The 25,530-nt window shown below is 29.0% G+C and carries 26 protein-coding genes and 1 other RNA gene; 11 read left to right on the top strand and 16 right to left on the bottom strand.

Features of this window, described 5'->3' with window-relative positions; genetic code table 11:
- From MK083_00880 to hflX, 6 genes are all read left to right on the top strand, one after another.
- Positions 1-1,157: phosphoglycerate kinase (locus MK083_00880; protein MCH2673008.1), on the top strand; the 1,157-nt coding region annotated here is incomplete at its 5' end.
- Entirely contained in the window at positions 1,150-1,878 is a 729-nt protein-coding gene (gene tpiA / locus MK083_00885; protein ID MCH2673009.1) for a triose-phosphate isomerase, read from the top strand. The genes MK083_00880 and tpiA, both read left to right, overlap by 8 nt.
- Positions 1,879-2,787, top strand: a complete 909-nt coding sequence (gene miaA, locus MK083_00890) for a tRNA (adenosine(37)-N6)-dimethylallyltransferase MiaA (GenBank protein MCH2673010.1) — start codon at positions 1,879-1,881, stop codon at positions 2,785-2,787.
- A 9-nt stretch (positions 2,788-2,796) separates the two neighbouring features.
- A complete protein-coding gene (gene dapF / locus MK083_00895) occupies positions 2,797-3,645 on the top strand; it encodes a diaminopimelate epimerase (GenBank protein MCH2673011.1) in 849 nt (282 codons plus the stop codon).
- A 14-nt stretch (positions 3,646-3,659) separates the two neighbouring features.
- Positions 3,660-4,823, top strand: coding sequence for an LL-diaminopimelate aminotransferase (locus MK083_00900; protein MCH2673012.1), 1,164 nt, complete (start codon positions 3,660-3,662; stop codon positions 4,821-4,823).
- A gap of 1 nt (position 4,824) precedes the next feature.
- A complete protein-coding gene (gene hflX, locus MK083_00905) occupies positions 4,825-5,958 on the top strand; it encodes a GTPase HflX (protein MCH2673013.1) in 1,134 nt (377 codons plus the stop codon).
- Positions 5,959-6,034: 76 nt separating this feature from the next.
- Here the strand turns inward: hflX and MK083_00910 are convergent, their stop codons facing one another.
- Entirely contained in the window at positions 6,035-6,307 is a 273-nt protein-coding gene (locus MK083_00910) for a DUF4242 domain-containing protein (protein ID MCH2673014.1), read from the bottom strand.
- Between the two features lie 223 nt (positions 6,308-6,530).
- Here MK083_00910 and MK083_00915 point away from each other — a divergent pair, with 223 nt between their 5' ends.
- From MK083_00915 to ssrA, 3 genes are all read left to right on the top strand, one after another.
- Positions 6,531-7,784, top strand: coding sequence for a S41 family peptidase (locus MK083_00915; GenBank protein MCH2673015.1), 1,254 nt, complete (start codon positions 6,531-6,533; stop codon positions 7,782-7,784).
- Positions 7,785-7,788: 4 nt separating this feature from the next.
- The gene (gene smpB / locus MK083_00920) at positions 7,789-8,238 is read left to right on the top strand and encodes an SsrA-binding protein SmpB (GenBank protein MCH2673016.1); all 450 of its coding nucleotides are present in this window, start codon (positions 7,789-7,791) and stop codon (positions 8,236-8,238) included.
- Between the two features lie 21 nt (positions 8,239-8,259).
- Positions 8,260-8,613: a transfer-messenger RNA gene (gene ssrA, locus MK083_00925) on the top strand.
- 8 nt (positions 8,614-8,621) lie between these two features.
- Here the strand turns inward: ssrA and MK083_00930 are convergent.
- From MK083_00930 to MK083_00980, 11 genes are all read right to left on the bottom strand, one after another.
- Positions 8,622-9,044, bottom strand: a complete 423-nt coding sequence (locus tag MK083_00930; protein ID MCH2673017.1) for a transcriptional repressor — start codon at positions 9,042-9,044, stop codon at positions 8,622-8,624.
- A gap of 8 nt (positions 9,045-9,052) precedes the next feature.
- Positions 9,053-9,838, bottom strand: a complete 786-nt coding sequence (locus MK083_00935) for a rhomboid family intramembrane serine protease (GenBank protein MCH2673018.1) — start codon at positions 9,836-9,838, stop codon at positions 9,053-9,055.
- The gene (locus MK083_00940; protein MCH2673019.1) at positions 9,828-11,207 is read right to left on the bottom strand and encodes an AMP-binding protein; all 1,380 of its coding nucleotides are present in this window, start codon (positions 11,205-11,207) and stop codon (positions 9,828-9,830) included. Before MK083_00940 ends, MK083_00935 begins: the two co-directional genes overlap by 11 nt.
- A gap of 69 nt (positions 11,208-11,276) precedes the next feature.
- Positions 11,277-12,212, bottom strand: coding sequence for a 1,4-dihydroxy-2-naphthoate octaprenyltransferase (gene menA, locus MK083_00945; protein MCH2673020.1), 936 nt, complete (start codon positions 12,210-12,212; stop codon positions 11,277-11,279).
- 3 nt (positions 12,213-12,215) lie between these two features.
- Positions 12,216-13,043 (bottom strand): 1,4-dihydroxy-2-naphthoyl-CoA synthase, encoded by an 828-nt coding sequence (gene menB, locus MK083_00950; protein MCH2673021.1) that lies wholly within the window; start codon positions 13,041-13,043, stop codon positions 12,216-12,218.
- The gene (menH, locus tag MK083_00955) at positions 13,021-13,836 is read right to left on the bottom strand and encodes a 2-succinyl-6-hydroxy-2,4-cyclohexadiene-1-carboxylate synthase (GenBank protein ID MCH2673022.1); all 816 of its coding nucleotides are present in this window, start codon (positions 13,834-13,836) and stop codon (positions 13,021-13,023) included. Before menH ends, menB begins: the two co-directional genes overlap by 23 nt.
- Positions 13,829-15,517 carry a 2-succinyl-5-enolpyruvyl-6-hydroxy-3-cyclohexene-1-carboxylic-acid synthase gene (gene menD, locus MK083_00960; protein MCH2673023.1) on the bottom strand — a complete coding sequence of 563 codons (1,689 nt, stop codon included), beginning with the start codon at positions 15,515-15,517 and terminating at the stop codon, positions 13,829-13,831. The genes menH and menD overlap by 8 nt, the downstream gene beginning before the upstream one ends.
- Positions 15,518-16,717: an isochorismate synthase gene (locus MK083_00965; protein ID MCH2673024.1), complete on the bottom strand. Its 1,200-nt coding sequence runs from the start codon at positions 16,715-16,717 to the stop codon at positions 15,518-15,520. It abuts the gene before it with no gap.
- 42 nt (positions 16,718-16,759) lie between these two features.
- Complete coding sequence (gene mutL / locus MK083_00970; GenBank protein ID MCH2673025.1) at positions 16,760-18,436, bottom strand: DNA mismatch repair endonuclease MutL; 1,677 nt, start codon at positions 18,434-18,436, stop codon at positions 16,760-16,762.
- Positions 18,437-18,440: 4 nt separating this feature from the next.
- A complete protein-coding gene (locus MK083_00975; protein MCH2673026.1) occupies positions 18,441-19,661 on the bottom strand; it encodes an MFS transporter in 1,221 nt (406 codons plus the stop codon).
- Positions 19,658-20,380, bottom strand: coding sequence for a hypothetical protein (locus MK083_00980; GenBank protein MCH2673027.1), 723 nt, complete (start codon positions 20,378-20,380; stop codon positions 19,658-19,660). The genes MK083_00975 and MK083_00980 overlap by 4 nt, the downstream gene beginning before the upstream one ends.
- A gap of 60 nt (positions 20,381-20,440) precedes the next feature.
- On the opposite strand from MK083_00980, the gene MK083_00985 reads away from it, so the two are divergent.
- Positions 20,441-21,466, top strand: a complete 1,026-nt coding sequence (locus tag MK083_00985; protein ID MCH2673028.1) for a dihydroorotate dehydrogenase 2 — start codon at positions 20,441-20,443, stop codon at positions 21,464-21,466.
- Here MK083_00985 and MK083_00990 read toward each other — a convergent pair.
- Positions 21,458-22,399 (bottom strand): PfkB family carbohydrate kinase, encoded by a 942-nt coding sequence (locus MK083_00990; GenBank protein MCH2673029.1) that lies wholly within the window; start codon positions 22,397-22,399, stop codon positions 21,458-21,460. The genes MK083_00985 and MK083_00990 overlap by 9 nt on opposite strands.
- 72 nt (positions 22,400-22,471) lie before the next feature.
- On the opposite strand from MK083_00990, the gene MK083_00995 reads away from it, so the two are divergent.
- Complete coding sequence (locus MK083_00995; protein MCH2673030.1) at positions 22,472-22,741, top strand: MoaD family protein; 270 nt, start codon at positions 22,472-22,474, stop codon at positions 22,739-22,741.
- Here MK083_00995 and aroB read toward each other — a convergent pair.
- From aroB to aroC, 3 genes are read right to left on the bottom strand one after another with little or no spacing between them, the layout of a single operon-like run.
- Entirely contained in the window at positions 22,738-23,841 is a 1,104-nt protein-coding gene (gene aroB, locus MK083_01000) for a 3-dehydroquinate synthase (GenBank protein ID MCH2673031.1), read from the bottom strand. The genes MK083_00995 and aroB overlap by 4 nt on opposite strands.
- Positions 23,834-24,361, bottom strand: a complete 528-nt coding sequence (locus MK083_01005; protein MCH2673032.1) for a shikimate kinase — start codon at positions 24,359-24,361, stop codon at positions 23,834-23,836. Before MK083_01005 ends, aroB begins: the two co-directional genes overlap by 8 nt.
- Positions 24,345-25,529, bottom strand: a complete 1,185-nt coding sequence (aroC, locus tag MK083_01010) for a chorismate synthase (GenBank protein ID MCH2673033.1) — start codon at positions 25,527-25,529, stop codon at positions 24,345-24,347. Before aroC ends, MK083_01005 begins: the two co-directional genes overlap by 17 nt.
- Between the last annotated feature and the right edge of the window lies 1 nt (position 25,530).

Raw genomic sequence — 25,530 nt, forward strand, 5'->3', positions numbered from 1 at the left:
TAATAAATAATAATTTTTTTGGTAAAAAATGCTTACTTAGATTAGATTTAAACATACCTTTATCAAACAAAGGTAAAATTTTAGATGATACTAGAATAATTGAAAGTATTCCCACAATTGATTATTTGCTTGGTCAGTCTGCCAAAGTTATTATTTTATCTCATATAGGAAGACCTAAGGGAAAATATAATGAAGAATACTCATTTAAGCCTTTGCTAAATGAAATAGGTTCAAAACTTAAACAAGAGATATGTTTTATTGAGTATAAAAATCTATCCAAAATTTCAGATATTATAAAATCAAAACCAAACGGAACTCTGTTTCTTTTAGACAATATTAGGTTTAATGAAGGAGAAGAAAAGAATGATCCAGATTTTATAGATTTTCTATCATCATTTGGTGATGTTTTTGTAAATGATGGATTTGGAACTATTCATAGGAATCATGCTTCCATCATAGGTATTACAAAAAAACTACCATCTTTTGGAGGCATATTACTAGAAAAAGAAATCCTTAATATCACTGAATGCATAAGTGTCGAATCTTCAAATTCAGTTGCAATTTTAGGGGGCTCAAAAATTAGTGATAAAATCCCAATAATTGAAAATCTTTCAAATAATTTTGAAAATATAATTATCACTGGTGGAATGATTAGACCCTTCTTAATTGCAAAAAATAAGTTGATTCAACAAAATAAGAATGATATGAGAGAAGAAATATTCTATGCAGAAAAAATATTACAAAAACATCCTAAAATATATGTTCCAGATCAACTGATTTGTGCTGAAAACCTAAATACCGAACCTATCATATTACATTCCAGTCAAATTAATGATTCTGACCAAATATTTGACGTAGGTCCTAACTCATTAGACGAAATAGGAAAAATGATTTTAAGATCAGATAAAATTATTTGGAATGGTCCTCCAGGAGTTTACGAAAATAAAAATTTTTCAAGTGGAACAAAAAAGCTCTTAGATTTTATAATTACTTCTAATTCAAATATAAAAGTTGCTGGAGGCGGTTCTACAGTTGCTTCTATAAATCATTTTCATGCATTAGATTATTTTTCTCATATTTCTACTGGAGGAGGAGCATTTTTGAGTTTACTAGAGGGGAAATTTTTAGAATCAATTGAGGTGCTAAAAGATGAGTAAATTTTTTGTAGTTGCAAATTTAAAAATGAATAAATCATTTAATGAAAGTGTTATATATTTAGAATCCTTGATTCAAAATGTAACTAATTATGATGATGAAATTATACTATGTCCTTCAAATATCTCCTTAGAGTATTTTTCTAAGAATATTGGAAAATTTAAGTTAGGGATTCAAGATGTAGATCAGAGAGATCAAGGGCAAGGAACAGGATCTATTTCAGCATCTCAAGTTAAGGATTTATGCACTTTTTCTATTGTAGGTCATTCAGAAAGAAGAATTCAATTTAATGAAACTGATGAAATTATATTTCAAAAAATCAAGATATTACAAAAAAATGATATTATTCCTATTCTTTGTATTGGTGAAGATTTGAATATAAGAGAAAAAGGATTTCTAGAGGTGGAAAAATTTCTTTCTAATCAAATAAAAAAATCCATTAGTAAGCAAATTAATACCAATAACCTCCTAATAGCCTACGAGCCTATTTGGGCTATTGGTACAGGCAAATCAGCATCAATATCAGATATAAATGATGTCATTGATGTAATAGAAAAAAACCTAAAAGATATTTCTGATAATAAAGTCCCTATTCTTTATGGTGGTAGTGTAAATGAACAAAATTCCAATCTATTTAGAGAGAATGAAAAAATTAGTGGAATACTGATTGGTAGTGCTAGTTTAGATTATAAGATTTTATCTAGAATAATTAATAATAAATAAATGTCAAAAAAAAAAATTATTTCTATTGTTGGGCCAACTGCTTCAGGAAAATCTGATTTAGCATTCAAAATTGCTGAAAAATATAATTTATCAATAGTTAATTCTGATTCTAAGCTTTTGTATAGAGATTTTAATATAGGTACTGCAAAACCATCTGAGAACCAAATGAAGAAAGTTAAACATTATATGATTGATTTATTAAATCATAATGAAGGAAGCAATCTAGTATGGTTTTTAGAAAATTCAAGAAAAATAATAAATGACTTAGAATCAATACCAATTTTAGTAGGTGGGACTGGCCAATATACTTGGGGAATTATAGAAGGTTGGGATCCGCCGAAAATAAAACCTAACTCTAGGTTAAGAAATAAACTTGAAAAAGAAATTTCAGAGTTTGGAATAAATCAGGTAATACAAAAATATTCTACAAAATATCCATTAAAAGATAATAAAGATTTACAAAACCCTAGAAGATTAGTGAGGATTATAGAAAGATATGACTCAGGATACAATGATTCAAGTAAAAGAAGGTTAAAGAATCATAACCTAAAAAGCCTAATAATAGGTATAAATATTGATAGAAAAACAAATGACCAATTGATCAAATTAAGAATTCAGAAAATGATTGAATCAGGGTGGATAGATGAAGTAAAACAATTATTAGAGAATGGAGTTAAAAAAAATTCTCCTGCAATGTCTTCAATTGGCTACAGAGAAGTAATTTCTTATTTAGACCAAGAACTTGATAAAAATCAAATGATTAAAAAAATATTTTCTTCAACTAGAAAGTTGATGCGTCATCAAGATAACTGGTTTAAAAAGAGTGATAAAAGAATTAAATGGGTAGATTTTGATAATTCATTCGAACAAGCCGATAATATAATATCTTTGTGGTTATCAAAAAATTAGGAGTTTTATATGATACCTTTTGTTAAACTTCAAGGTGCTGGAAATGATTACATTGCACTAGATGGAAGGAATCAAAATTATGATTGGAATCAATTATCTGTAGATATGAGTAAACCTGCTTTCGGGATAGGATCTGATGGAATAGTTGTTGTTTTTGATAGTGATTCAGCTGATATTAGAATGAGGATCTATAATCCTGATGGTTCAGAAGCTGAAATAAGTGGAAATGGTATAAGATTATTTACAAAATTTGTTATTGATTCAAAAATAATTAATCCCGAAAAAAAAATCTTAAAAATTGAAACAGGAGATGGAATTAAAACTGTATATCCAAAATTAGAAAATGATAAGGTGATTTCCTCCAGAGTTGAGATGGGTATTCCTAATTTTATACCAAGTAAAATCCCAATTAATGTACCAAAATTAAATGATGATGATGCCCCTAAATTTTCTGTATCAATTCTCGATAGGGAACTAGACTTTACTTGCCTGTCTGTAGGTAATCCTCATGCAGTAATAATAATTGATGAAAAAGTAGAAGAATTTCCATTGGTAGAGATAGGTACTATCGTAGAAAAGCATGAATATTTTCCTAATAGGATAAATTTTGAAGTAGTAAATATTATTTCTAGGAATAAAATTAGAGCTAGAATTTTTGAAAGAGGAGCAGGCGAGACTCTATCTTCTGGTACAGGGAGCACTGCATCTGCTAGTGCTGCTAGATACAATGGATTAGTTGATGATGATGTTGAAGTGATATTAGATGGAGGAAATCTAAATATTTCTTGGGATGGTAATGATATGGCAATGTTAGAAGGGCCAAGTGAAGAAGTTTTTTCTGGAATTTGGCCACATTAATTAAGGAGTTTTTTATGAAGTTAGCTAAGAGAGTACAAGAATTACCACCATATCTATTTGTTGGTATTTCTAAGGCAATTGCAAAGAAAAAAGAAGAAGGAATAGAAGTTATTTCATTTGGAATAGGTGATCCAGATATACCAACGCCAAATAATGTTTTGAATAGACTTAAGTCTGCTTCGGATAATCCTGTTCATCATCGATATCCTGAATCAGAAGGGTTACCTGAATTTCGACAAGCTGTTTCTAATTTTTATAAAGAAAGATTTGGTGTAAATTTAGATCATCAAACCGAAGTTATTAATTTAATTGGAGCTAAAGAAGGAATAGCACATGCACCATTATGTTTTATTGATCCAGGAGATAAAGCTCTAGTTCCTAACCCGGCTTATCCTGTTTATGAAATTGGAACTATGTTTGCAGGAGGTGAATCAGTATTTGTAGATCTATTAGAAAAGAATGATTTCCTAATTGATTTTTCTTCAATAGACACAAAAACTGCTAGAGAAGCAAAAATGTTATGGATTAATTATCCTAATAATCCTACAGGAGCAATTGCTAACATTGATTTTTTTAGGGAAGCTGTAGAGTTTTGTAAGGAATTTGATATAGCTCTTATGCATGATGCTTGTTATACAGAAGTGACTTATGATGGATATGTTGCTCCAAGTATACTTGAGGTGCCTGGAGCTATGGATATTTCAATTGAATTTCATTCTTTATCTAAAACAGCAAATATGACTGGATGGAGAGTCGGTAGTGCTGTAGGAAATCCTGATCTTATAAATGCCCTAATGAGAGTAAAATCAAATATTGATTCAGGATTGTCTCAAGCAATACAAGAAATGGGAATTGAAGCCCTTTCTTTATCCAAAGATTGGATTAAGGGAAATAATGATATTTATAAAAAAAGAAGAGATAAAGTAGTTTCAACTTTGAAGGAAATAGGTCTTGATGCCGTTGCTCCTAAGGCCACTTTATATATTTGGACAAGAGTTCCTGATGGTTATACTTCAGCATCATTTACAGAAAGATTATTAGAAGACGTAAATGTTGTAGTGACTCCAGGCAATGGATATGGAACAGCAGGAGAAGGGTTTATAAGACTTTCATTGACTATTCCTGATGATCAAATTGATGAAGGATTGAAAAGACTATCTCAATTTACTTTGAATTAATTTGAAAAATTATAAAACAGAAATTCATAAAGAAAAAGCTTTGCTGATTGCAGCTGATCAGAAGAAAAAATGCTCAAAAAGAAAAATTCTTGAATCTTTGTCTGAATTAAGAAACTTAAGTATTTCTGCGGGAGCTGAACCTATTCTAGAAATTTTTCAATTATTAGATAAACCTCTTAATACCTATGTTGGTTCAGGTAAAATAATTGAAATAAAAAGTCTTATTAAAAAAATGCATATAGATGTTTGTATTTTTGATGATGAACTAAATCCAAGTACTCAAAGAGATCTTGAAAAAAAACTGAATGTTAAGGTTATAGATAGAACTGCATTGATCTTAGATATTTTTTCTAAAAGAGCTCAAAGTCATGAAGGTAAACTTCAAGTGGAATTAGCTCAATCAGAATATCTTCTACCAAGATTGGCAGGTCAATGGTCTCATTTGGAGAGGCTAGGTGGAGGTATTGGTACAAGAGGTCCTGGAGAAACTCAAATAGAGACAGATAGACGTTTAATCAGAGGAAGAATAAAACGTGTAAAGGCTGGGATGAAGAAAGTAGAAAATACTAGAACTTCTCAAAGAAGTAAAAGAATGACTAACAATATTATTAACTATTCTTTAGTTGGGTATACAAACTCAGGAAAAAGTTTACTCTTCAATAGATTAGTTAAGTCCAATATTCTCTCAAAAAATCAACTATTTTCCACTTTGGATACTACAACTAGAAAATTTTTTTTACAACATAATATTTCTTCTACTATTTCAGATACAGTAGGTTTCATTAATAAACTTCCAACAATATTGGTAGAATCCTTCAAATCTACATTAGAAGAAGCAGTGAATGCAGATATTTTGCTTCATGTTGTTGATTTTGCAGCAGATGATTATCTTGAGAAAATTAAGACTGTGGATCTAATTTTAGAAGATTTAGGATTGTCAGAAGTACCTAAATTATTGATTAAAAATAAAATTGATCTTATTGATAATATTAATGAGATAATTGATTTAGATTCTAGCTATCTTGCACAAATATCAACATCAGCAAAAAATGGAATTGGCTTCGAAGAGCTCAGAGAAGCCTTGATTACCTCAGCATCAATAATAAAAAATGAAAATAACTATATATACATATAAAAGGGAATTATAAACCCAATAAATTCTATTGCGCACTATAATAGTTATGTAAAAAATATACTTAGAATTTAGATTATCATTCTCCTGTAGTTGGATCGCTGATGCCTTTAATTTCTTCTATTTTATCCGCAGGAGCTCCTAATCTATTAGCATGCTCGAGAACAAGGCTCGGGTTATCAGCAATATAAACACAGTAGACTTTATCTTGGGTCGTATAGCTATGTTGCCAATGAATATTTTTCCCTTCATCATTCATTTCTTTTAAGACTTTGTTAGAATTTACTGCTCCAGTATTACCTTTCCTGTCTGCAGCACCTTCAATATTTCTTTCAATAATATATTTTGGCATTTTAATTAACCTTTCTTATTTCTTTTAGTCTATTATTACTTAAGATTTTTAATATTTCTTTTTTTTATCCTCAATTTCAATATTTTTATGTTTATATAAACACTATCTTTTTATATATTTTTAGTATCTTGTGCATAGTGACTTTGAGCGAAATCTACTTTCAATTTGTTAATTATTTGAAAATTTTTATCTATACTTAAAAATGTACAGATAAAAATTTAAGATGAATAATCAATTTATTAATACTAGAAATATTTTTATTATGGCTACAATTGCCATAATATCTTTTGCTTTGGGTTTTTTTGTTAATAACTATACATCAGAAGGTAATCTAATTGCAGATGATAATAAAGAAATAGTTTTTGAAGAGAAATCTCGACCTAATTCTGTGCCTGAAAATATCAAAGCCTTTTGGGAAGCATATGATTTTATTAATGATTCTTATTACGACAGATCAAGAATTGATGATAATAAAATTACTGATGAAACAGTAAAGACCTTAATCAAAACACTAGATGATAAACATTCAACATATATTTCTCCAGAAAAATGGGAAATAGCTAGTTCAGACTTATCTGGATCATATCAAGGTATAGGTGCATATGTTGATATGGCAAATGATCAATCTTCAGTTGTAATAGTGGCCCCTATTTCTGGTGGTCCAGCTGAAGCTGTAGGAATAAAGGGTGGAGATAAAATATTAAAAGTTGATGGAGTAAGTATTATTGGAATGACTCTTACTGAAGCAATAAACTTAATAAGAGGACCCGAAGGAACTTCAGTATTATTAACGATTGAAAGACTCAATGAATTTGAACCAATTGAGATTAAAGTAACAAGAGCAAAAATAGAACAACCAAGTGTAAATTCAGATCCAGTTTCTGAAACTAATTACATCAAGATAAGAATCAATCAATATACCGATTCAACCCCCCAAGAATTATCAGAAGCTTTTAGTGAGGCAATTGAGATTGAAAATGCATCAGGAATTATTTTAGATCTAAGAAATAATCCCGGAGGACTTTTAGGATCTGCTGTGGATTCAACAAGTTTATTTCTTGATTCTGGGGTTGTCACATTTGAAATAGATGCAAAAGGAAAAAAGACTTTATGGAATGTTAATGGAGAAGTTGGTAAATACTCTAAAATTCCTATGGTTACCCTTGTAAATGGAAACTCTGCTAGTGGATCAGAAGTAATGGCTGGCGCATTACAAGACTATGGAAGAAGTGTAGTTATTGGGGAAAAGACATATGGAAAAGGCAGTGTAAGTTTAGTTAGAGCTTTATCTAATGGTGGAGGCATGTTCCTAACTAATGCTCATTGGTTTACTCCTAATGGCCGAGCTATACATGATATTGGGCTTGAGCCAGATGTAGTTGTTGAATTACCAGATGCATCATCCAAGGCATCAGATTTTTATGATACTCAAATAGAAGCAGCTATAACTCAGTTAGATTTCGAAACAAAAAATTAATGTCATGTCATTAGCTAAAAATAGAAAAGCATATTATGATTATGAAATTTTAGATAAATTTGAAGCTGGATTAGTCTTAAATGGACCTGAAATTAAATCAATCAGAAATAGTAATGTATCTATATCTGAGTCTAGGGTGATTATAAATAAAGGAGAGGCTTGGCTAATTGGATGTCATGTAGCTGAGTACAAATTTGACTCTTCTTCAAATCAATATGATCCCATAAGAGATAGGAAACTTTTACTTCATAAAAACCAGATTGATAAACTTGGTGGAGCCAAAACTCAAAAAGGCTTAACTATAATTCCTCTGTCTATTTATTTAAAAAGAAATCTAGTTAAGATTGAAATAGCATTAGCTAGAGGTAAAAAGAAGTATGATAAAAGAGCATCTATAAAAGAGAAAGATTCTAATAGAACAATCTCTAGAATTTTGAAAAATAAGAATTCTTAAGTAAACTTAAATTAGTTATATGGGGACGAGTGGGTTCGACAGGGAATGGATCTTTGAGTCGCAGGTCGTGTTGTCATACCACGTACGAAATGGCAAAATAATGATTGGCGATCAAGAATACGCTCTCGCTGCTTAATATAAAGTAGTGACGTTCTATAGTATCTTTGCTTAGGGTGATATATTAGAACGACGAATTACCTGAGCTGAGTAAAGTCATTGCTAGAGTGATTTTGCAAAAATTTTTCTGGCTAAGCAATAATAGTTGGTTTGTCGATAGCGCCTTTATTGACGAAAATTGTATTATCGGCTAAGCCTGTAGAAGCTCAAGGAATAAATTTCTTGGACGGGGGGTTCAACTCCTCCCCGTCTCCACCAAAAACTTTTTAGTCGCATTCTCCACAGACAATATAAATTTCAAGGTTGTGAGACAAGATATTACCATTTATGTTTTTCTCATATAGCCTTAGATCTTTTTCAAAACCACTCAAATTAATTTCTTCTATCTTATTACATTCCTTACAAACAGTATGATGATGATGATCTGATAAAGATAATGTATAGTAGCTATGTTCATCGACTATATTAATTCTACAAATTGACCCTATGTCATGTAATAATTTTAATGTTCTATAAACAGTAGCTCTACCAATATTTGGTAATGACTTTGTAAGTTCTTCTGAAGTAAATAGGCCTTCTTTTCTGGCAATTTCTGCTATTATTCTTCTTCGGGAATTAGTTATACTATTGCCACTGATATTTACTAAATCTATGAGTCTATTTACTGTATTTATTTGATTATTTAACATATTAAATTTTATGTGCAGAATCTAGAGAATTCTATAATATCCTGCGTTCTTTGATCATAGGCTATGAAAGTAATTATAATTAAAAATATAAAGCTAACAATGAACAAATTAGATATTTTTTTTCTTTTCACTGAAACTAAAATAGAATTTTCATGTAATTCATTTGGCAAAATTACCATTTGTTTAGAAGGACTTAATAACCAGCCAATCGCTAAGCCAGAAATAATTCCTGTTACATGGGCAATATGATCAACTCCAGTAGCAGCTGCTCCATAAATAACATTTATAAAGATTATTAATCCTATGGATACTAATGAGTCTTTTCCCTGCTGCCCTAAAACGTTTTTATTAATAATTAGGTAGGATGCATATGCACCTAATAGTCCAAAAATTGCTCCACTTGCACCAGCTCCTACTGGTCCGCAGGTGAATCCAAACCAAGATCCAGAAGAGTAAGAAAATATGTTTGAACATATTCCGCAAAAAAAATATATTATTATGTACTTAATTTTCGAAAAATCTTTTTCAACAAGCATACCAAAAATGAATAATCCAGCCAAATTGAGTAACAAATGTGTTATACCTATATGTAAAAAATTTGGAGTAATAAATCTCCACCAATCTCCCTTTGCTACATAAATATCGTATCTTGCACCCATATTTACAAGATCAATAGCATTATTAGAGTCGCCTGTAATTTCTTGAATTACATAAATTATAAAATTGCTAAAAGCGAGTATTGAAGTCACTGGATAATTTTTTATAAAACTATTTTTTTTGGGACTAGAGTTCATTTATTATTTCTTTTATTTTTTTTCTATCAAATTTTCCATTTTGCAGTTTAGGTAAAGCTTTTTTATAGTTAATTATTGATTTAGGGTGCTTGAAATTATCTATATTTTCTAAAGATCCCTTGATTTCATCCAATTTAATATTTTTTTCTGAAAAAACCACTGCAGTAACTTTTTCTCCCCAATATTCATCTTTTTTCCCAACTACTATACACTCGTCGATATAATCAAGCTTATTAATAATTTCTTCTATTTCAATTGGGTTTATATTCTCACCTCCAGAAATTATTAGATCGTCTAACCTTCCCGAAATAAATAAATAATTATTTTTATCAATATAACCATAATCACCTGTATAGAGCCATTTTGAATTATCTTTTTTACCATAATATTTGGCCACAAAATCTCCACTTATCAGGATTTCAGATTCTGATGAAAAATCTATAGATACTTTTTCTAGTAATTTACCAACTGAGTTTTTTGGCCTTTCATTATCATTGGGAGATGCAGTTGCAATCTGAGAAGACGTTTCTGTCATACCATATGTAGGAAGTGTTTTTAGGCCTATTTTATTTGCCCTAAGAATTAAATCTTCCGAAGTTCTTGCACCACCACATAAAATAAATTTGAAAGATTTTGGAGCAGAGATTTTCTTTATTTCCATCTCATTGACTATTCTATTCAACATAGTTGGAACCATTGATATTATGTTAATTTTTTCACTCATAATTAAATTAATGACATTGTCAGCCACAAAATGATCTTCTATATGAAATTTATTTCCTAAAATTACACTTCTGAAAATAATTGATAATCCCCCTGCATGAAAAGGAGGCATACATAACAGCCAGCTATCAGATTTTTCTACTTGTAAGTTTAATTGAGATATTTCACAACTAGTTTCAATATTTTTTCTTGAAATATTTACTGCTTTAGGAATACCTGAACTTCCAGAAGTAAATAAAATGCAATATACCTGATCAGCTGAAATATATTCAAATTTATAATTCTTAGGTACTAACTTTTCAGAAGAAATTTGAATTTTATTCTCAATTTCTTCTAATTTTATACTTTTATCGTATATTATTTTTTTACATTGAATAATTTCCATTTTTTTCTTGATTTCATTTACAGGACTCTTTGGATTCATAGGTACAAAAATACCTCCTACCATTGGAATTAATATTGAAAAAATGGAATATTCTAAGACGCTATTGGAAATAAAAACTACTTTTTCATTTTTTTTGATATTTTTTTTGGCAAAATTATAATACTTTAATAATAAATCAAAATATTCTTCAAAATTATATTGATAATTTTTCCCTGATATAAATAAGTTCTTACTTATATTTTTTTCTATCCAGCTTGTCATTTATTTTTTTTGTTTTTTTTATTATAAATTTGAATTTTCTTTAGAATATTGTTCATGAGGTCATATATATTAGAAAATCGGGGAAAATTCCCAAGCTATGATTGAAATGGAAATGATAGTACAAATTATAAAATGGGCTTTAACTGTATTTATCAAAGTGTTATTTAATTTTGATTCCTTTAAGGAGATTTTAGAATAATATTTAGGTAGTATAAACCAACTTTTCTTAAATCCAATATCTGAAATTGGGAAAATTACTATACATAATATAACTAAAAGAAGCAATATTAGGTTTTGTGATATGAAAACTAGAAAACAGATATTTAATATTAATAAATATAAAATAAAAATATAAAGATATCTTGATCTTGTATCACCAAGCTTAACTGCAATAGTTTTTTTCCCATTTTCTTCATCATTTTTGATATCTCTAATATTATTCACAAGAATTATTAAGCTACTTGAAAAACCTGGAACAAAGGAAATTAGGATAGTTTCAAATGATGGATACAAATCGAATAGATATAAGCTTCCAAGGACGGTAAATGGACCAAATACTATAAAAACGGCAAATTCTCCAAGCCCCATGTAACCATAAGGCGAAGGACCTCCAGTGTAAGTATAAGCTAGGATAAATAAAAGTATCCCAAAAAATATAACAAAAATACCAGACATAAAAAAGGCTAGAATACCGAGAAGCAAAGATATTAGAAAAATAAATGAGATGAGTATTTTCATTTCATAGATAGATAAATCACCAGATTGTGTTGCTCTGGCGGGGCCTAATCGTTTTAAATTATCTACACCTTTTTTATAATCTTCTAAATCATTTATCAAATTAACTAGTACCTGTAGGCTTATTCCAATTAGGATTACAAGAATAATTTTATATAATTCAAAAGATTCAATAATTGATATACTTAAGGCAATTATTATAGGGCCTAAAACAGCAGGAAGAGTCTTGATTCTAAAGGCACCTAAAATTGAATTTATTTTTTTTTTCACAACTTATCCATGAAAAGGAGGTTTGGGATATTTAGAAAAATTAGGTTGTCTTTTTTCTATAAAGGCATTTTTCCCCTCTTTAGCCTCTTCAGTCATATAGTACATCATAGTAATATCTCCAGCCATATTCTGTAATCCAGCTAAACCGTCAGATTCTGCAATGAAGGTATTTTTTAAGAATCTTATAGCAGTTGGACTTTTTTCTAAGATTTTATTAGCCCAACGAATACCTTCATTTTCTAACTCTTCATAATCTACTATTTTATTTATAAGCCCCATTTCTAGAGCTTCTTTTGCATTATATTGATCGCATAAAAACCAAATTTCTTTTGCTTTTTTTGTTCCAACTAATCTTACTAATTCATGACTTCCAAATCCAGCATCAAAAGATCCTACTCTAGGCCCTGTTTGACCAAATATTGAATTACTTGAAGCTATTGTAAGATCACAAATTACTTGAAGAACGTGTCCTCCTCCGATAGCATATCCACTTACTAAAGCTATGACAGGTTTAGGCATATATCTTATAAATCTTTGAAGTGGTAATACTCCAAGACTTGGATTTCCTCCTTCATCATTATATCCGCCATGTCCTCTGACCTTTTGATCCCCTCCTGAACAAAATGCCTTATCACCTTTACCTCTAAAAAGTACTACTCCTGTTTCGTCATCTTCTGCTGCTAACTTAAAAGCTTCACTAAGCTCACTTATAGTCTTAGGTCTAAAAGCATTTCTGACTTCAGGTCTGTTGATAGTTATTTTAGTTATCCCATTATAAAAATCAACTAAAATATCTTCATATTCTGACTTAGATTGCCAATTTATTTTCATTTTTTTCTCCTAATATAAAATGCTTAACTTTTTGAGATATAAAAATAGGGTTTTCTAATATTATATTATGACCTGAGTTAGGGACCATTTCTAATTTAGAATTTTCTATCAAATTATGTATTTCTTTAGAAATTTCTTTATACTTTTTATCCTTTTCTCCAAACATTATCAAAGTATTAGCCTTAATTGATCGTAATTGATCTCCCAGATATTCTTGAACACCTTGTCCCTGATTAGATAAGCTTAATGCAAGACCTATTTTATTTTGAGTCAGTCTTATTTTTCGTAATTGAATTATTTTTTTTATATCTAGCCTCTTTTCTGATTGCCATAACTTTAAGTTTTGCCAATAATTTACAAAATGATCTAAAGGATAATTTTCTAGTAAGTTAATTATTTTGCTATCAGATATGATTCTGTTTTCTCTTTCTTTTTTATTTTTAATTCCATTTGAAGCACTACATATTATCAATTTATTTATTTTGTTTGGATTCTTATTCACAAATTGCATGGCTAATCTTCCTCCTAAGGAGTAACCGAGTATATTTATTTTTTTTAGTGATTGAGATTCTAAAATACTTGAAATATCGTGAATTGATTGATCGAAAGAGTAATTTTCTTTTTTGTAATCCATTGATTTTCCATGACCAATCATATCTATAGTTATTACTTTAAAGTATATTTTTAGAAAATTAGATATCTTATCAAATGATTTATGACTACCAGTAAAACCGTGAATTAGTAATAATGGGGTACCACTCCCCTCTATCTTATGAAATAATTTTCTAGTCATAATTATTTTCTAAACAATTCACAATTGAATTTATTTCATCATTATAATTATCATAATTAGAATTAATATTAAGTTCGATAATATTTATGTTTTTATTTGTAAAATTTTTTATTAGCTTTTCTAATTCTAATTTGTTATCAATATTTTCATAATTGCATCCAAAACTTTCAGATAATTTGCGAATTGACAAATCATTATGAGGAGTTATAAACCATTCTTTATATATATCTTTTAAGTCAGTTTTTTGGGGAAGTAGGTTAAATATTTGTCCACCATTATTATTGTTGACGACTATTGTTAAGTTTTTGCTATGCTTGACAGCATTTATAAGACTACCTATATCATGAAAAAAAGCAAGATCTCCTATGTCAAGGTAAGTATTACTCCTTGAAAACTTACTATATCCCGATGCAATTGATATATTTCCATCTATTCCTGACAGGCCTCTATTTCCAATAAAATTACATTCAATATTTTTGTTAAGAATTATATCTAAATGCCTTATAGGTAAAGAATTCCCTACAATATAGTTTGAATCTTTAGGTAAATTATCTATGATGGATTTCTTATAATTAAGTTCTTCGTAATTATTAATTAATCCCTCAGTTTTTTTTCTAATAAAAACGTTATAGTCTCTCATTAGATATTTCCATTTATTATTGACAGATAATATTTTATCTTTGTTTTTTTCTAGGTATCTGACTAAAACTTCTGAACTTGTTTTGAGATGAAGATCTATTTTATTAAACCCTTCGGCTATTCTGTTAGAGTTTTCTAAAAAAATATGCTTATTTGCTCTTTCAAGCTTTGACGATATAAATTTTGAAACCGGTAAACTTCCAATATGTAAAACTATGTCTGGTATTATGTTTTTTAAGCTTGAACGAAATAATATATCTCCAGCATCTATAATTATATTTTCTTTATAATCTTTTTTTTCTCTAAGATTTGATAAAGGATCTGCAACTATAGGCCAATTTAGTAAGTTAGCTAATTTAAGTAAATTATTTTTATTTTCAAAATGTTGCCCCACCAGTAAAATTCCATTTTTATTATTTGTTATTTCTAAAAAGTTATTAAAATTTTCTTCACTATCAGTTATAGATTCATTTTTCTCAATTGTAACTTTTTTTTCTAATTGTATTTTTTCAATATTTCCATCTGTAAAAGGTTCAGTAAATTGCCAGTTAATTTGTACAGGTCCTTTAGGATAATTATCACTATTATTTAAGGCTTTATGAGCTATATTAGAGAAGATTCTATTATCAGCATTTACAGGAATATCGTAAAACCATTTAATATTATTTTGATATAAATTATTCTGATTTAATGTTTGATTAGCACCAGTATTTCTAAAGTGCATTGGTCTATCAGCTGTGATAATTAATAATGGAATTTTAGAATAAAATGCTTCAGCAACCGCTGGCGAATAATTTAATGTTGCAGTACCTGAGGTACAAATTAGGACAGTAGGACTATTTGTTTTTTTAGATATACCTAATGCAAAATAACCAGCAGATCTTTCATCTAGAATCATAGTAACATCAAAGAATTCTTTATTCACTAATATATTATTTACCAATGCTGTAGATCTAGAACCAGGGCTAATAACAATATTTTTTATTCCCCTAATAATAAGTTCTTCTAAAAAAATCTTAATCTGTTTATCTTGTATTAACATTTATTTCTTAACTATAGATTCATTTATTGCTTTGAACTTAGAATTTAGTTCTTCTATTTCATAATTGACTTTTGAATCTCTGACAATGCCATTTCCTGCAAAAGATATTATTTCTCCTTCATTCTTTTTGTACATAGCGCATCTAAGAGCAGCATAGAATTTAGAGTTATTTTCATCAACATATCCTATGGAACCTGTATATAGCCCCCTTTCAAAATTTTCATTATCTCTTATCCAATTTTTTGCTTCTTGAACAGGAAAACCAGCCAAAGCTGGTGAGGGATGAAGTAATTCAATAAATTTGAAAAAATCATTGTCATTTATATCAACTTCAATTTTAGATTGTAAATGATTAATATTATTAAGCTTCATAACATCTAAGCTAGACTTTCTAACCTTATTTGAAGTTATTTTCATTAATTGTTTTTCTATATAATTTGATACAATTTTATGCTCTTCTACAAGAGTAGTGTTCATAAATTTTCTTTTTATTTCTTCAGTACTTTCACCTTTATTGGGAATAGAGCCTGCAATAGCTTCGGTCTTAAGAGTTTTATTAGAGTATTCAAAGATTTTCTCTGGGGTTGAACCAAAAAAAATAGAATCTTTAATTTGATACATAAAAGTAGTACAGTTATTATATTTTTCTACCATGTTAATTATTGTATTTTTTAGATCTAATTTTTCAATCTTAGATCTATATAATTGAGCCACAACAATTTTTTCTAAAGTAGAAACATTAATTTGATTTTTAGCCTTATCTACTAGATTAATCCAACTTTCGAAATTATTTTTTTCTAAAAAAAGATTTTCAGAATTTTTTGAAAATTTCATATTTTTCGATTGGATATCATCAAAATATGAAATTAAGCTTTCATCTTCTCCATAATAAGATATATTTTCATTTTCATACTTAAATACAATATTTGAAAAGGTAAATTCTGCTACTTCAAAATCTTTCCAAAGTTCAGAAATTTTTTTATTTTCTATATCAAAAAATAAACTTCCAAATCCAATTTTATCTTTATATAATTGAGATTTTATTTCTTCCTTAAAATCTATGAAATTTGAAAAATCTGAAAGTTTTACGACTTTATTATTACCAAATCCAGCAATAATACTTTTTGATAATGGATTAATTAGTAACCTAGAGGGATTTTTTTCTAATATTAGAAGTAATATATTATTAAAATCGGTCATTATATGGGAATCAAATTGGTAATGATTCAATTTAATTATACACTATCTACCAAATTGCTTAGATAGATTATTATAGTCTAATTTTACTATTGCTGGTCTTCCATGTGGGTCCCAAGGTATATTTGTCTTTTCTAAATCTTTTATTAATTTTTCTGATTCTGATTCAGATAATTTATCACCAGCTCTTACTGCATTGTGACAAGCTAATCTTTTTGCAATAATATCCGCAGGTGTGTCAGATTTTTCTTTTAAGTCTTTGATAATCAGTTCAAATAGGTAGTTTAAGTCTACTTCTTTAGATTTATAAATGCCTAAAAATGGAAGATTTCTAACAATAATTTCACCTGTTGCTGATTGATCAATATCCCAGCCTAATTTTTTGAAATTTTCAATTTCTCCCATTATTATTTCATTTTTCAAAACTCCTAGATCTATATATTTTGATATATTCAATATTTGAAAATCTTTCTTAAATCCTAACTTAATAAATTTTTCGAATAATATTCTTTCATGGGCTGCATGTTGGTCTATTATGTAAAGTGCATCAGGACCTTCACATAAAATAAATGTATTTTTTATTTGTCCAATAAATCTAAGAATTGGAATTACTTCCTTTAGTGGAGGAATTTCTTCATTATTAATAAGTTTTTGTTGGAAATATTCAAGATTTTCATAATTATAATAATTATTATTTCTTTGTTTAATCTCCAAATTTATTGTTTCTGATGGAATCTCAGAATTTAAAGTTTTTATTATATTACTGTAAATAAAAGATATAATTTCATTTTCATTTTGAAATTTTATTTCATGCTTTTGAGGATGAATATTTACATCCACTTCGTCAAATGGCAAAATAAGATTGAGATTTGTAATTGGAAATTTTTTAGATTTATTAAATTGCTTATAAGCATTTTCAATACTAAAAAATATCTTTGGATTCTTAATGACTCTTCCATTTGCAGAAAAAACCATTCTTGAACGATTACCAAAATTTTTTTCTGGTTTACTAATATATCCTTTGAGTTGATAAGAATTTTTCTTTTGATCAAGATATATTACGTCCTTTGATTCTAAACTATATAACTGATTCATTATTGAAATTTTGCTATTGTCACCTTTTGTCTTAAGTCTAATTTTCCCATCAATAATTAATTCAAAAGCTATATTAGGATGGGACATTGAAATACTTTGAACAAATTGAATAATCTTACCAGATTCTGATCTACTATTTGCCAAATATTTAAGTCTCGCTGGAATATTATGAAAAAGATTCTGTACTATTATTTGAGTTCCATAATTAGAACCTATTTTTGATTTTGTTATAATTTCACCAGAGTCTATAACTAAGAAAATTCCATAGTCTAGATTTTTTATTCTTGATTTGCATTCTATCTTCGAGACTGATGCAATAGAGGCTAATGCTTCTCCCCTAAATCCTAATGAGGAAACTTTATAAATATCTTCTTTAGATCTTAATTTTGATGTACTATGCCTTTCAAAGGCCAATTCTATATCATTTGGATCAATGCCAATACCATCATCTGTAATTGATAAAAATTTCTTACCTCCATTTTTTATTTCTATTACTATTCTTTTTGATAGAGCATCTATAGAATTTTCAACAAGTTCTTTTATTATTGAAACAGGTTTATCTATTACTTCTCCTGCTGAAATTAATAGAGATATATCTCTTGGAAGTTTCTTTATTTTTGTTTGCATTTTATTATTTTGTTCCCAATAGAGCTTTTGCCCAATATAAACTTGATATACAAAATAATAATGTAATTATAGCTGTAAATAAAGTAGTTATTTCTGCTCCAAAATAACCAAATGCCCAACTCATAGGAAGCATACTTAGCGGCATAAGTCCCCAAGACATCATTAAAAGACTAATTACTCTTGCTCGATATTCTTCATCTGCATTAGCCATCATCAAGGCTTGTCCTAAACTCCACCTTCCAGTTTCAGAAAATCCTAAAATTATCATGCCGATTATTCCTATAAAGAATAAATTAATTGTTGCCATCATAAATAATCCAATCCCAGTTATGAGTCCAATTATCATTAAAATAATTCCTCTTTTACTTTCTGAAGATAATGATGCTATTAGTATTGAAGATAAAATTCCTCCTATACCACCTGCAGCCATTAAATTTCCTACTTCTCCAGGTGATGAAAAATAAATATCTTTTGCAAAAACTGGAATTAACATTCTAAATGGACCTGTACATAATGCGAGTATGACAGCGTGAATCCATATAATTCTTATAATATGATTTGTTTTCAAATACTTAAATCCGTTGACTATACCACTTAAAGTTGAAACTTTATTGGCGATAGTTTTAGGAGGGAACTTGGGAATAAAACTAGTTAAGCTAACTCCAATTAACATCAGAATAGACACAATTATGTAAGAGTTAAGAGGGCCAAAAAATTCATAAGTGTAACCACCGATTGCTGGAGCAATCATTAAGGTAACCCCCATAGCCATAGAATTTAATCCTATTGCATTTGTAACTAATTTCTTACCTACTAAATCAGGAATAAGTGACTGTCGAGCTGGAACTTGAATAGCAAACATTGCTCCTTGAGTAACAGAAACAAAGAGCAAATGGCTCCAATGAATTAGATCTAAAAAAATTAATAATCCAATTATAATGCTACCTAAGCAATTCAATCCCTGAGAAAATTGAATTAAAATTCTTTTCTCAACTTTCTCTCCTAGTACACCACCAAACATAGAAAAAGCAAGAAGTGAAGGAGCAAAACCTGCAGAAACTAATCCTGTAAGAAATGCATCATCAGTTATATCATAGACTAAAATGCCTCTAACAGTCATTTGAATCTGAAAACCAGCCATCGAGAAAAAAAGGCTCAGCCACATATATTTAAAGTTTCTTACATAAAGGCTTGCTAGAAAACCAGATCTTCCAATTGATGTCAATTATTATCCAGTTCTAGAATTTCAGTCTCTAATTCTTTTACCTTTATATAATCCTCATTTAACATACTATAAGCTCTACTAATGTAAGCTGATATTATCTTTTCTGAATTTCTTTTTTCTAGATCTAAAAAATTAATTATTTCTTTAATTTTTCTGTTTTCTGGTAATAATTTGCTAATATTCTTAACTTTTTCAATTTCAGGATCTACTGATTCATTGTTATCCTTTTGGAATTTAATTTTACCTACAATTTTTGTTACTTCAGCAAGCAGATCAGATTCAGATAAATTTAAGTACTCGCTACTAGAAATTTTTTTTGAATTACTAAATATTTTATTCAATGACAAATTATCATAAAAATCCTTACAAATATCAGAATAATCCTTTCCTATCTTAGATAATTTTGACATTGCAAGTGTACTATCTTTAATTCTTATTGAGCCTCCATTTATTAGATCGTCTCCCCTGTAATTACATAAATTCTCAAGGGACTCCATATTACCATGATATTTTTCTGGAACTGGAGGGATGATAATTTTATCCATATCTTGTTCAGGAATTTGATCAGCAAACATTTCAGGAATATATTTTGACATATCAACAGTAATTGGAAAATCTACGACATAAGAAACAAAAATTTCATCATCTTCAATAAAAAATATCACTGCATGACCTTTTGGATTTTCTGATGAACCCAAACTAAATTCTAAGTTTGACATATAATTTTCTTCCTTGTTACTAAGTTATATTTTGATTAAAATATAACTTAGGAGTAAAAATTGATTTACAAATTACTAATATTACCAATTCTACAACTTATAAATCCAGAGGTGTCTCACTTTCTGGCTGAAAAATTACTACAAATACCTCTATTTAAATTATTTAACCCTATCAGTTATTCAAAAAAATACGAAAATATTACTACAAATATTGATGATATAAAGCTTGAATCTCCTATAGGATTGGCAGCAGGTTATGATAAAAATTGTAAAACTCTAAATCCACTCTTATCACTAGGTTTCGGTTTTGTAACCGGAGGAACCATAACACTACAGGAAAGGTTCGGGAATCCCAAGCCTAGATTATTTCATATACCAGAAAAGAAAGCCTTAATTAATTCTTTAGGATTTCCAAGCATTGGTCTTGATAATGTGGAAAGAAATTTAAGTAAGAACGGTATATCTGATGGTATTTTTTTGTCTGTATCTGGTATAACAGAGGATGAAATAATTACTTGTGTAAAAAGATTAGAGTGTCATACTAAGCTTTTTGAAATAAATATATCTAGCCCTAATACATCTGGGTTAAGGGTATTTCATGATCCACCCCAACTATCAAAACTAATAGAAAAATTAAAAAGTATCTCCAATAATAAAATATTGATAAAATTACCACCTTGGGATGAGAAAAATAAAGAAGAATATTTATCTTTAGCCCAAACTAGTTTATTAGCTGGAGCTGATGGATTAGTTATAGCTAACAGTTTACCAGTTGTTAATAGTAAATTGGCAGTTGGAAAAGGTGGTATATCTGGCAAAGTCCTTACAGAAAATACTCTAAGAATGATTGCAGAAATAAGGACTTCTTTAGGCCCTGATCCGATTATTGTTGCATGTGGAGGGATTTTTGATGAAAAGGATGTATGGAATTGCTTAGCTCTAGGTGCAGATCTATGCCAAGCATATACTGGATTCATTTATAATGGCCCATTTTTTGCTTACTCCATTAATAAAAAACTTTCAAAACTAATGAAAGAAAAGAATATAAATAAATTAGAACAAATTAAGGGATTAGGCTTAATCTAACTCTTTTATTATTTCAGAATAGTAAGGCATTGATTCTTGAGCCCCATTCTTTGTTGTGCTTAACGCAGATCCTATAATGGCAATTTCTAGAGAATCAAATATATCTAATCCTGAAGAAATAGATGCTCCTAGAATTCCTGTGAATGCATCACCAGCTGCTACACTTGCCTTAACTTTATCTATTTTGAATGGAGGTAGATATTTTGCCTTTTCTTCATTTATAAAATAAGCTCCATTTTCACCTAAAGTAATTACACAATTTTTAATACCTTTTTGTAATAATTTTTTCCCTGCTAATTTTGCATCATCAATATTTTTAATTTTTATTTTAGTCATATATTCTGCTTCTATTTCATTTGGAGTTATTATATCTGCCAAAGAATAATAATCATTGTTTAAAGTTTTATTGTATGGAGCTGGATCTAAGATTATCGGTATCCCATTCTTATTAGCTATTTCCATACATTCTTTCGTTATATCTTTATCCATCTCATTTTGTGTAATTAATATTTTTGTTTGATCTAGATTTTTATTAAATGAATCTATAATAGAATTATTTTTTATTCTATTAGCTCCATAAACAGCATTTACATAATTTTCTCCATCATTATCAGTAAAAATAATTGCTATACCGCTATGATTTTTATCATCAACAAATATTTCTTGAGTAATAACCCTTTCATTATTAAGATAATTTCTTAATTCATGTCCGTAGTTATCATTTCCTACTGCACCTAAAAAAATTACTGAATGGTCATTTGAAACCCTGGCTGCTGCAACTGCTTGATTTCCACCCTTTCCACCAGGAGCAGTATAAAACTTTTTACCAACAATAGTTTCACCTGGTTTTGCTGGTCTTTTAAGATCCATTATCAAATCCATATTAAGAGCTCCAAGGACTGTTATTGATCTTTCTATTGTTGATAATTTCATAACATTCCTCTTTCATTTTTAGTTTTCATCAATCATAATATAATAACAATATAACAACAAGCAAAAAAAGTTATGGCAAACGTTAAGATACCTACTCCATTGAGACCATTAACAAATAATCTCACATCAATTGATATAGATGGATCTAATGTAATTCAATTGATAGAAAATTTAAATGACAAATTTCCGGGATTTAAGGATAAAATAATGGAAGAAAATTCTTTAAAACATTTCGTAAATATTTACATTAATGGTGAAGATATTAGATATATCGACTCTATGTTTACTGAAATCAAAGAAGGAGATGAAGTGTCGATTGTTCCAGCAGTTGCAGGTGGCTAAAAAATAACCTCATTTATTGCTTCGTTCACAATTTTATCATCCACTCCTCTTACGATTTTTGATTTACCTAAAGCATCTAATAAGATCCATTTAACCTTGCCATCAACATTCTTTTTATCCATTTTTATGGCTTCAAAAATTTTTTGTTTATCTATATTTTCAGCACTTGTAGGAAGATTATAGTCTTCAAGAATATTTTTTTGTTCAATTACGGATGATTGATTAATCATACCAATTTTCTCAGAAATTTTTATAGCAACCATCATTCCGATACTAACTGCTTCGCCATGTAGAAATGAATTATAATTTGATACTTTTTCAATTGCATGACCAACAGTATGCCCATAGTTTAACTTAATTCTATCTTCTCCTGTTTCGAATTCATCTTTTGAAACAATATCAGCTTTAATTTTGACTGACCTTTTCAATATTTCAGCAGAAAAATCATTATCAAGGTCATAGATTTTCTTTCTGTTAAGCTTAAATTCATCGAATAAATTTTTATCTAATATAATTGAATGTTTTATTGCCTCTGCCCATCCACTTATTTTTTCTCTTTCAGGTAAAGTATCTAAGAAACTTAATTCTTCAAAAACTAATTTAGGTTGGTAAAAAGCACCTACCAAATTCTTGCCATGATCTAAGTTGTAGGCAACTTTCCCACCTATTGAAGCATCAGTCATTGCTGCAAGAGTAGTAGGTATCTGAATAAAAGGAATACCTCTAAGATATGTTGAAGCTACAAAACCTACTATATCTCCTGCCACTCCTCCACCAAATGAAATTATAAAATCCTTTCTTTCAACTTTCATATCTGCAAGCCAGTTATAAAGTTTACTTACTGTGTTGTAATTTTTTAGAGTTTCAGAAAAATCTATAGATAAGCTATTTGTGATAAATCCTTGAGATTCTAATGATTCATGAAGAATCTTTGTATTTTTAGGGAACATTGACTTATCAGAAATCAAGAAGCATTTTTTACCTCCCAATCCAGCATAATCTAATTCATTTCCCAATTCTTTAAGTATATCTCTACCTACAATTACTCTGTAATTACCTTGAGATGTATTAACTTCAGAGGCCAAATAATTATTATTCATTTATTAAGCCTTCAATTTCTTCCATAATAGCTTTTGGATCCTTTAAGTCAGTATTAATTTTTATATCAGCAATAGTATAATTTTTCTGTCTTTTATTAAACATTTCATCTACTTTTTCAGACCTTAGATTATTACCTAATAAGGGTCTTATTTCTTTGGTCTTGTTTAGTCTATCCTTAATTATTTCTAATGAAGCATATAGCCATATAATAATTCCAGATCTTTTCATTATTATATTATTTTGCTCAATTGTAGGAATTCCACCACCAGTAGAAACTACTAAATTATTTTTTGTATAGTCAAGATTATGCAGAATTTCAGTTTCAATATTTCTAAAACTTAATTCTCCTTCCTCATTAATAATTTCGTGCACTTTTTTTTTCTTTATATGTTCAATATATCTATCTGTATCTATAAATTTATAACTTAAAGATCTAGACAAAATTTTTCCTATTTTACTCTTGCCAGAGCCCGAAAAACCTATGAGAAAAATATTATTTAGATTATTTTTGATTCCCATATTCTTTAAATGTTTTTAAGTAAGAAGCGTAATTTCTTTTAATTTCTTGAAGACTATCTCCACCAAATTTTTCTAAAATTTCTTCAGTTATAGTTAAGGCTATCATCGCTTCTCCTACAGGACATGCTCGAGAAACTTGGCAAATATCAGATCGGTTGTATGAAGCTTCAACAATTTCACCTGTTAACAAGTCTACTGAAGGCAAAGGTCTTGTCATAGTAGCAATAGGCTTAATAGCCACATTTATAATTATAGAGTTCCCATTAGACATACCACCTTCAATACCTCCGGAATGATTTGATATATGTGAGAAATTTCTTATATCATTCTTATTTGGTTCAATTACGTCTTGAACTTTATTACCAAATTTTTTAGTATTTTCAAAACCATTACCAATTTCAACTCCTTTTACAGCATTAATTGAAATCATTGCTTGTGCGATTTTTCCATCTAGTTTTTTATCCCACTGTGTATGACTTCCTAGCCCCAATGGGATACCATTAGCTACAACTTGAAAAACACCTCCAATAGTAGTTCGTTCTTTTTTTACTTTGTCTATTACTTTCTTAAATTTTGTATCTTCTAGCTCATTTGATGCTCTTACTTCAGACTTTTCTACAAAAGTCCAATCAATAGATTCTATATCATCTATTTCAGAGGATTCCCACCCTACTGATTTAACTCTTGATCTTATATCTATGCCTAATTCTGAAAGAAATTTTCTGCATATAGCGGCAGCTGCTACTCTTGCAGCGGTTTCTCTTGCACTTGCTCTTTCTAAAACATTTCTTGAATCTTTGTGATTATATTTTAAAGATCCTGCAAAATCAGCATGACCGGGAACAATCCTTGTTTGTGATTTAATATTTTCTTCAGGATCTACCTCTTTAACTGACATAGGAATAGTCCAATTTTTCCAATCCTTATTCTCTATCCATAATGAAATTGGTGAACCTAAAGTTTTACCGTGCCTTACACCTGATTTTATTTCAGCTCTATCTTTTTCTATCTTCATACGACCACCAGACCCATATCCTTTTTGGCGCCTTGACATATCCTTTTCAATAAAGTCCTCAGAAATGCTCAGATTTGAAGGTATGCCTTCTAAAATTACATTTAATCCCTGACCATGGGATTCTCCAGCTGTTAAGAATCTAAATTTTGTCATA

The organism is Dehalococcoidia bacterium (genome assembly GCA_022451965.1).
In the GTDB taxonomy this organism is placed as follows: domain Bacteria; phylum Chloroflexota; class Dehalococcoidia; order Lucifugimonadales; family Lucifugimonadaceae; genus TMED-70.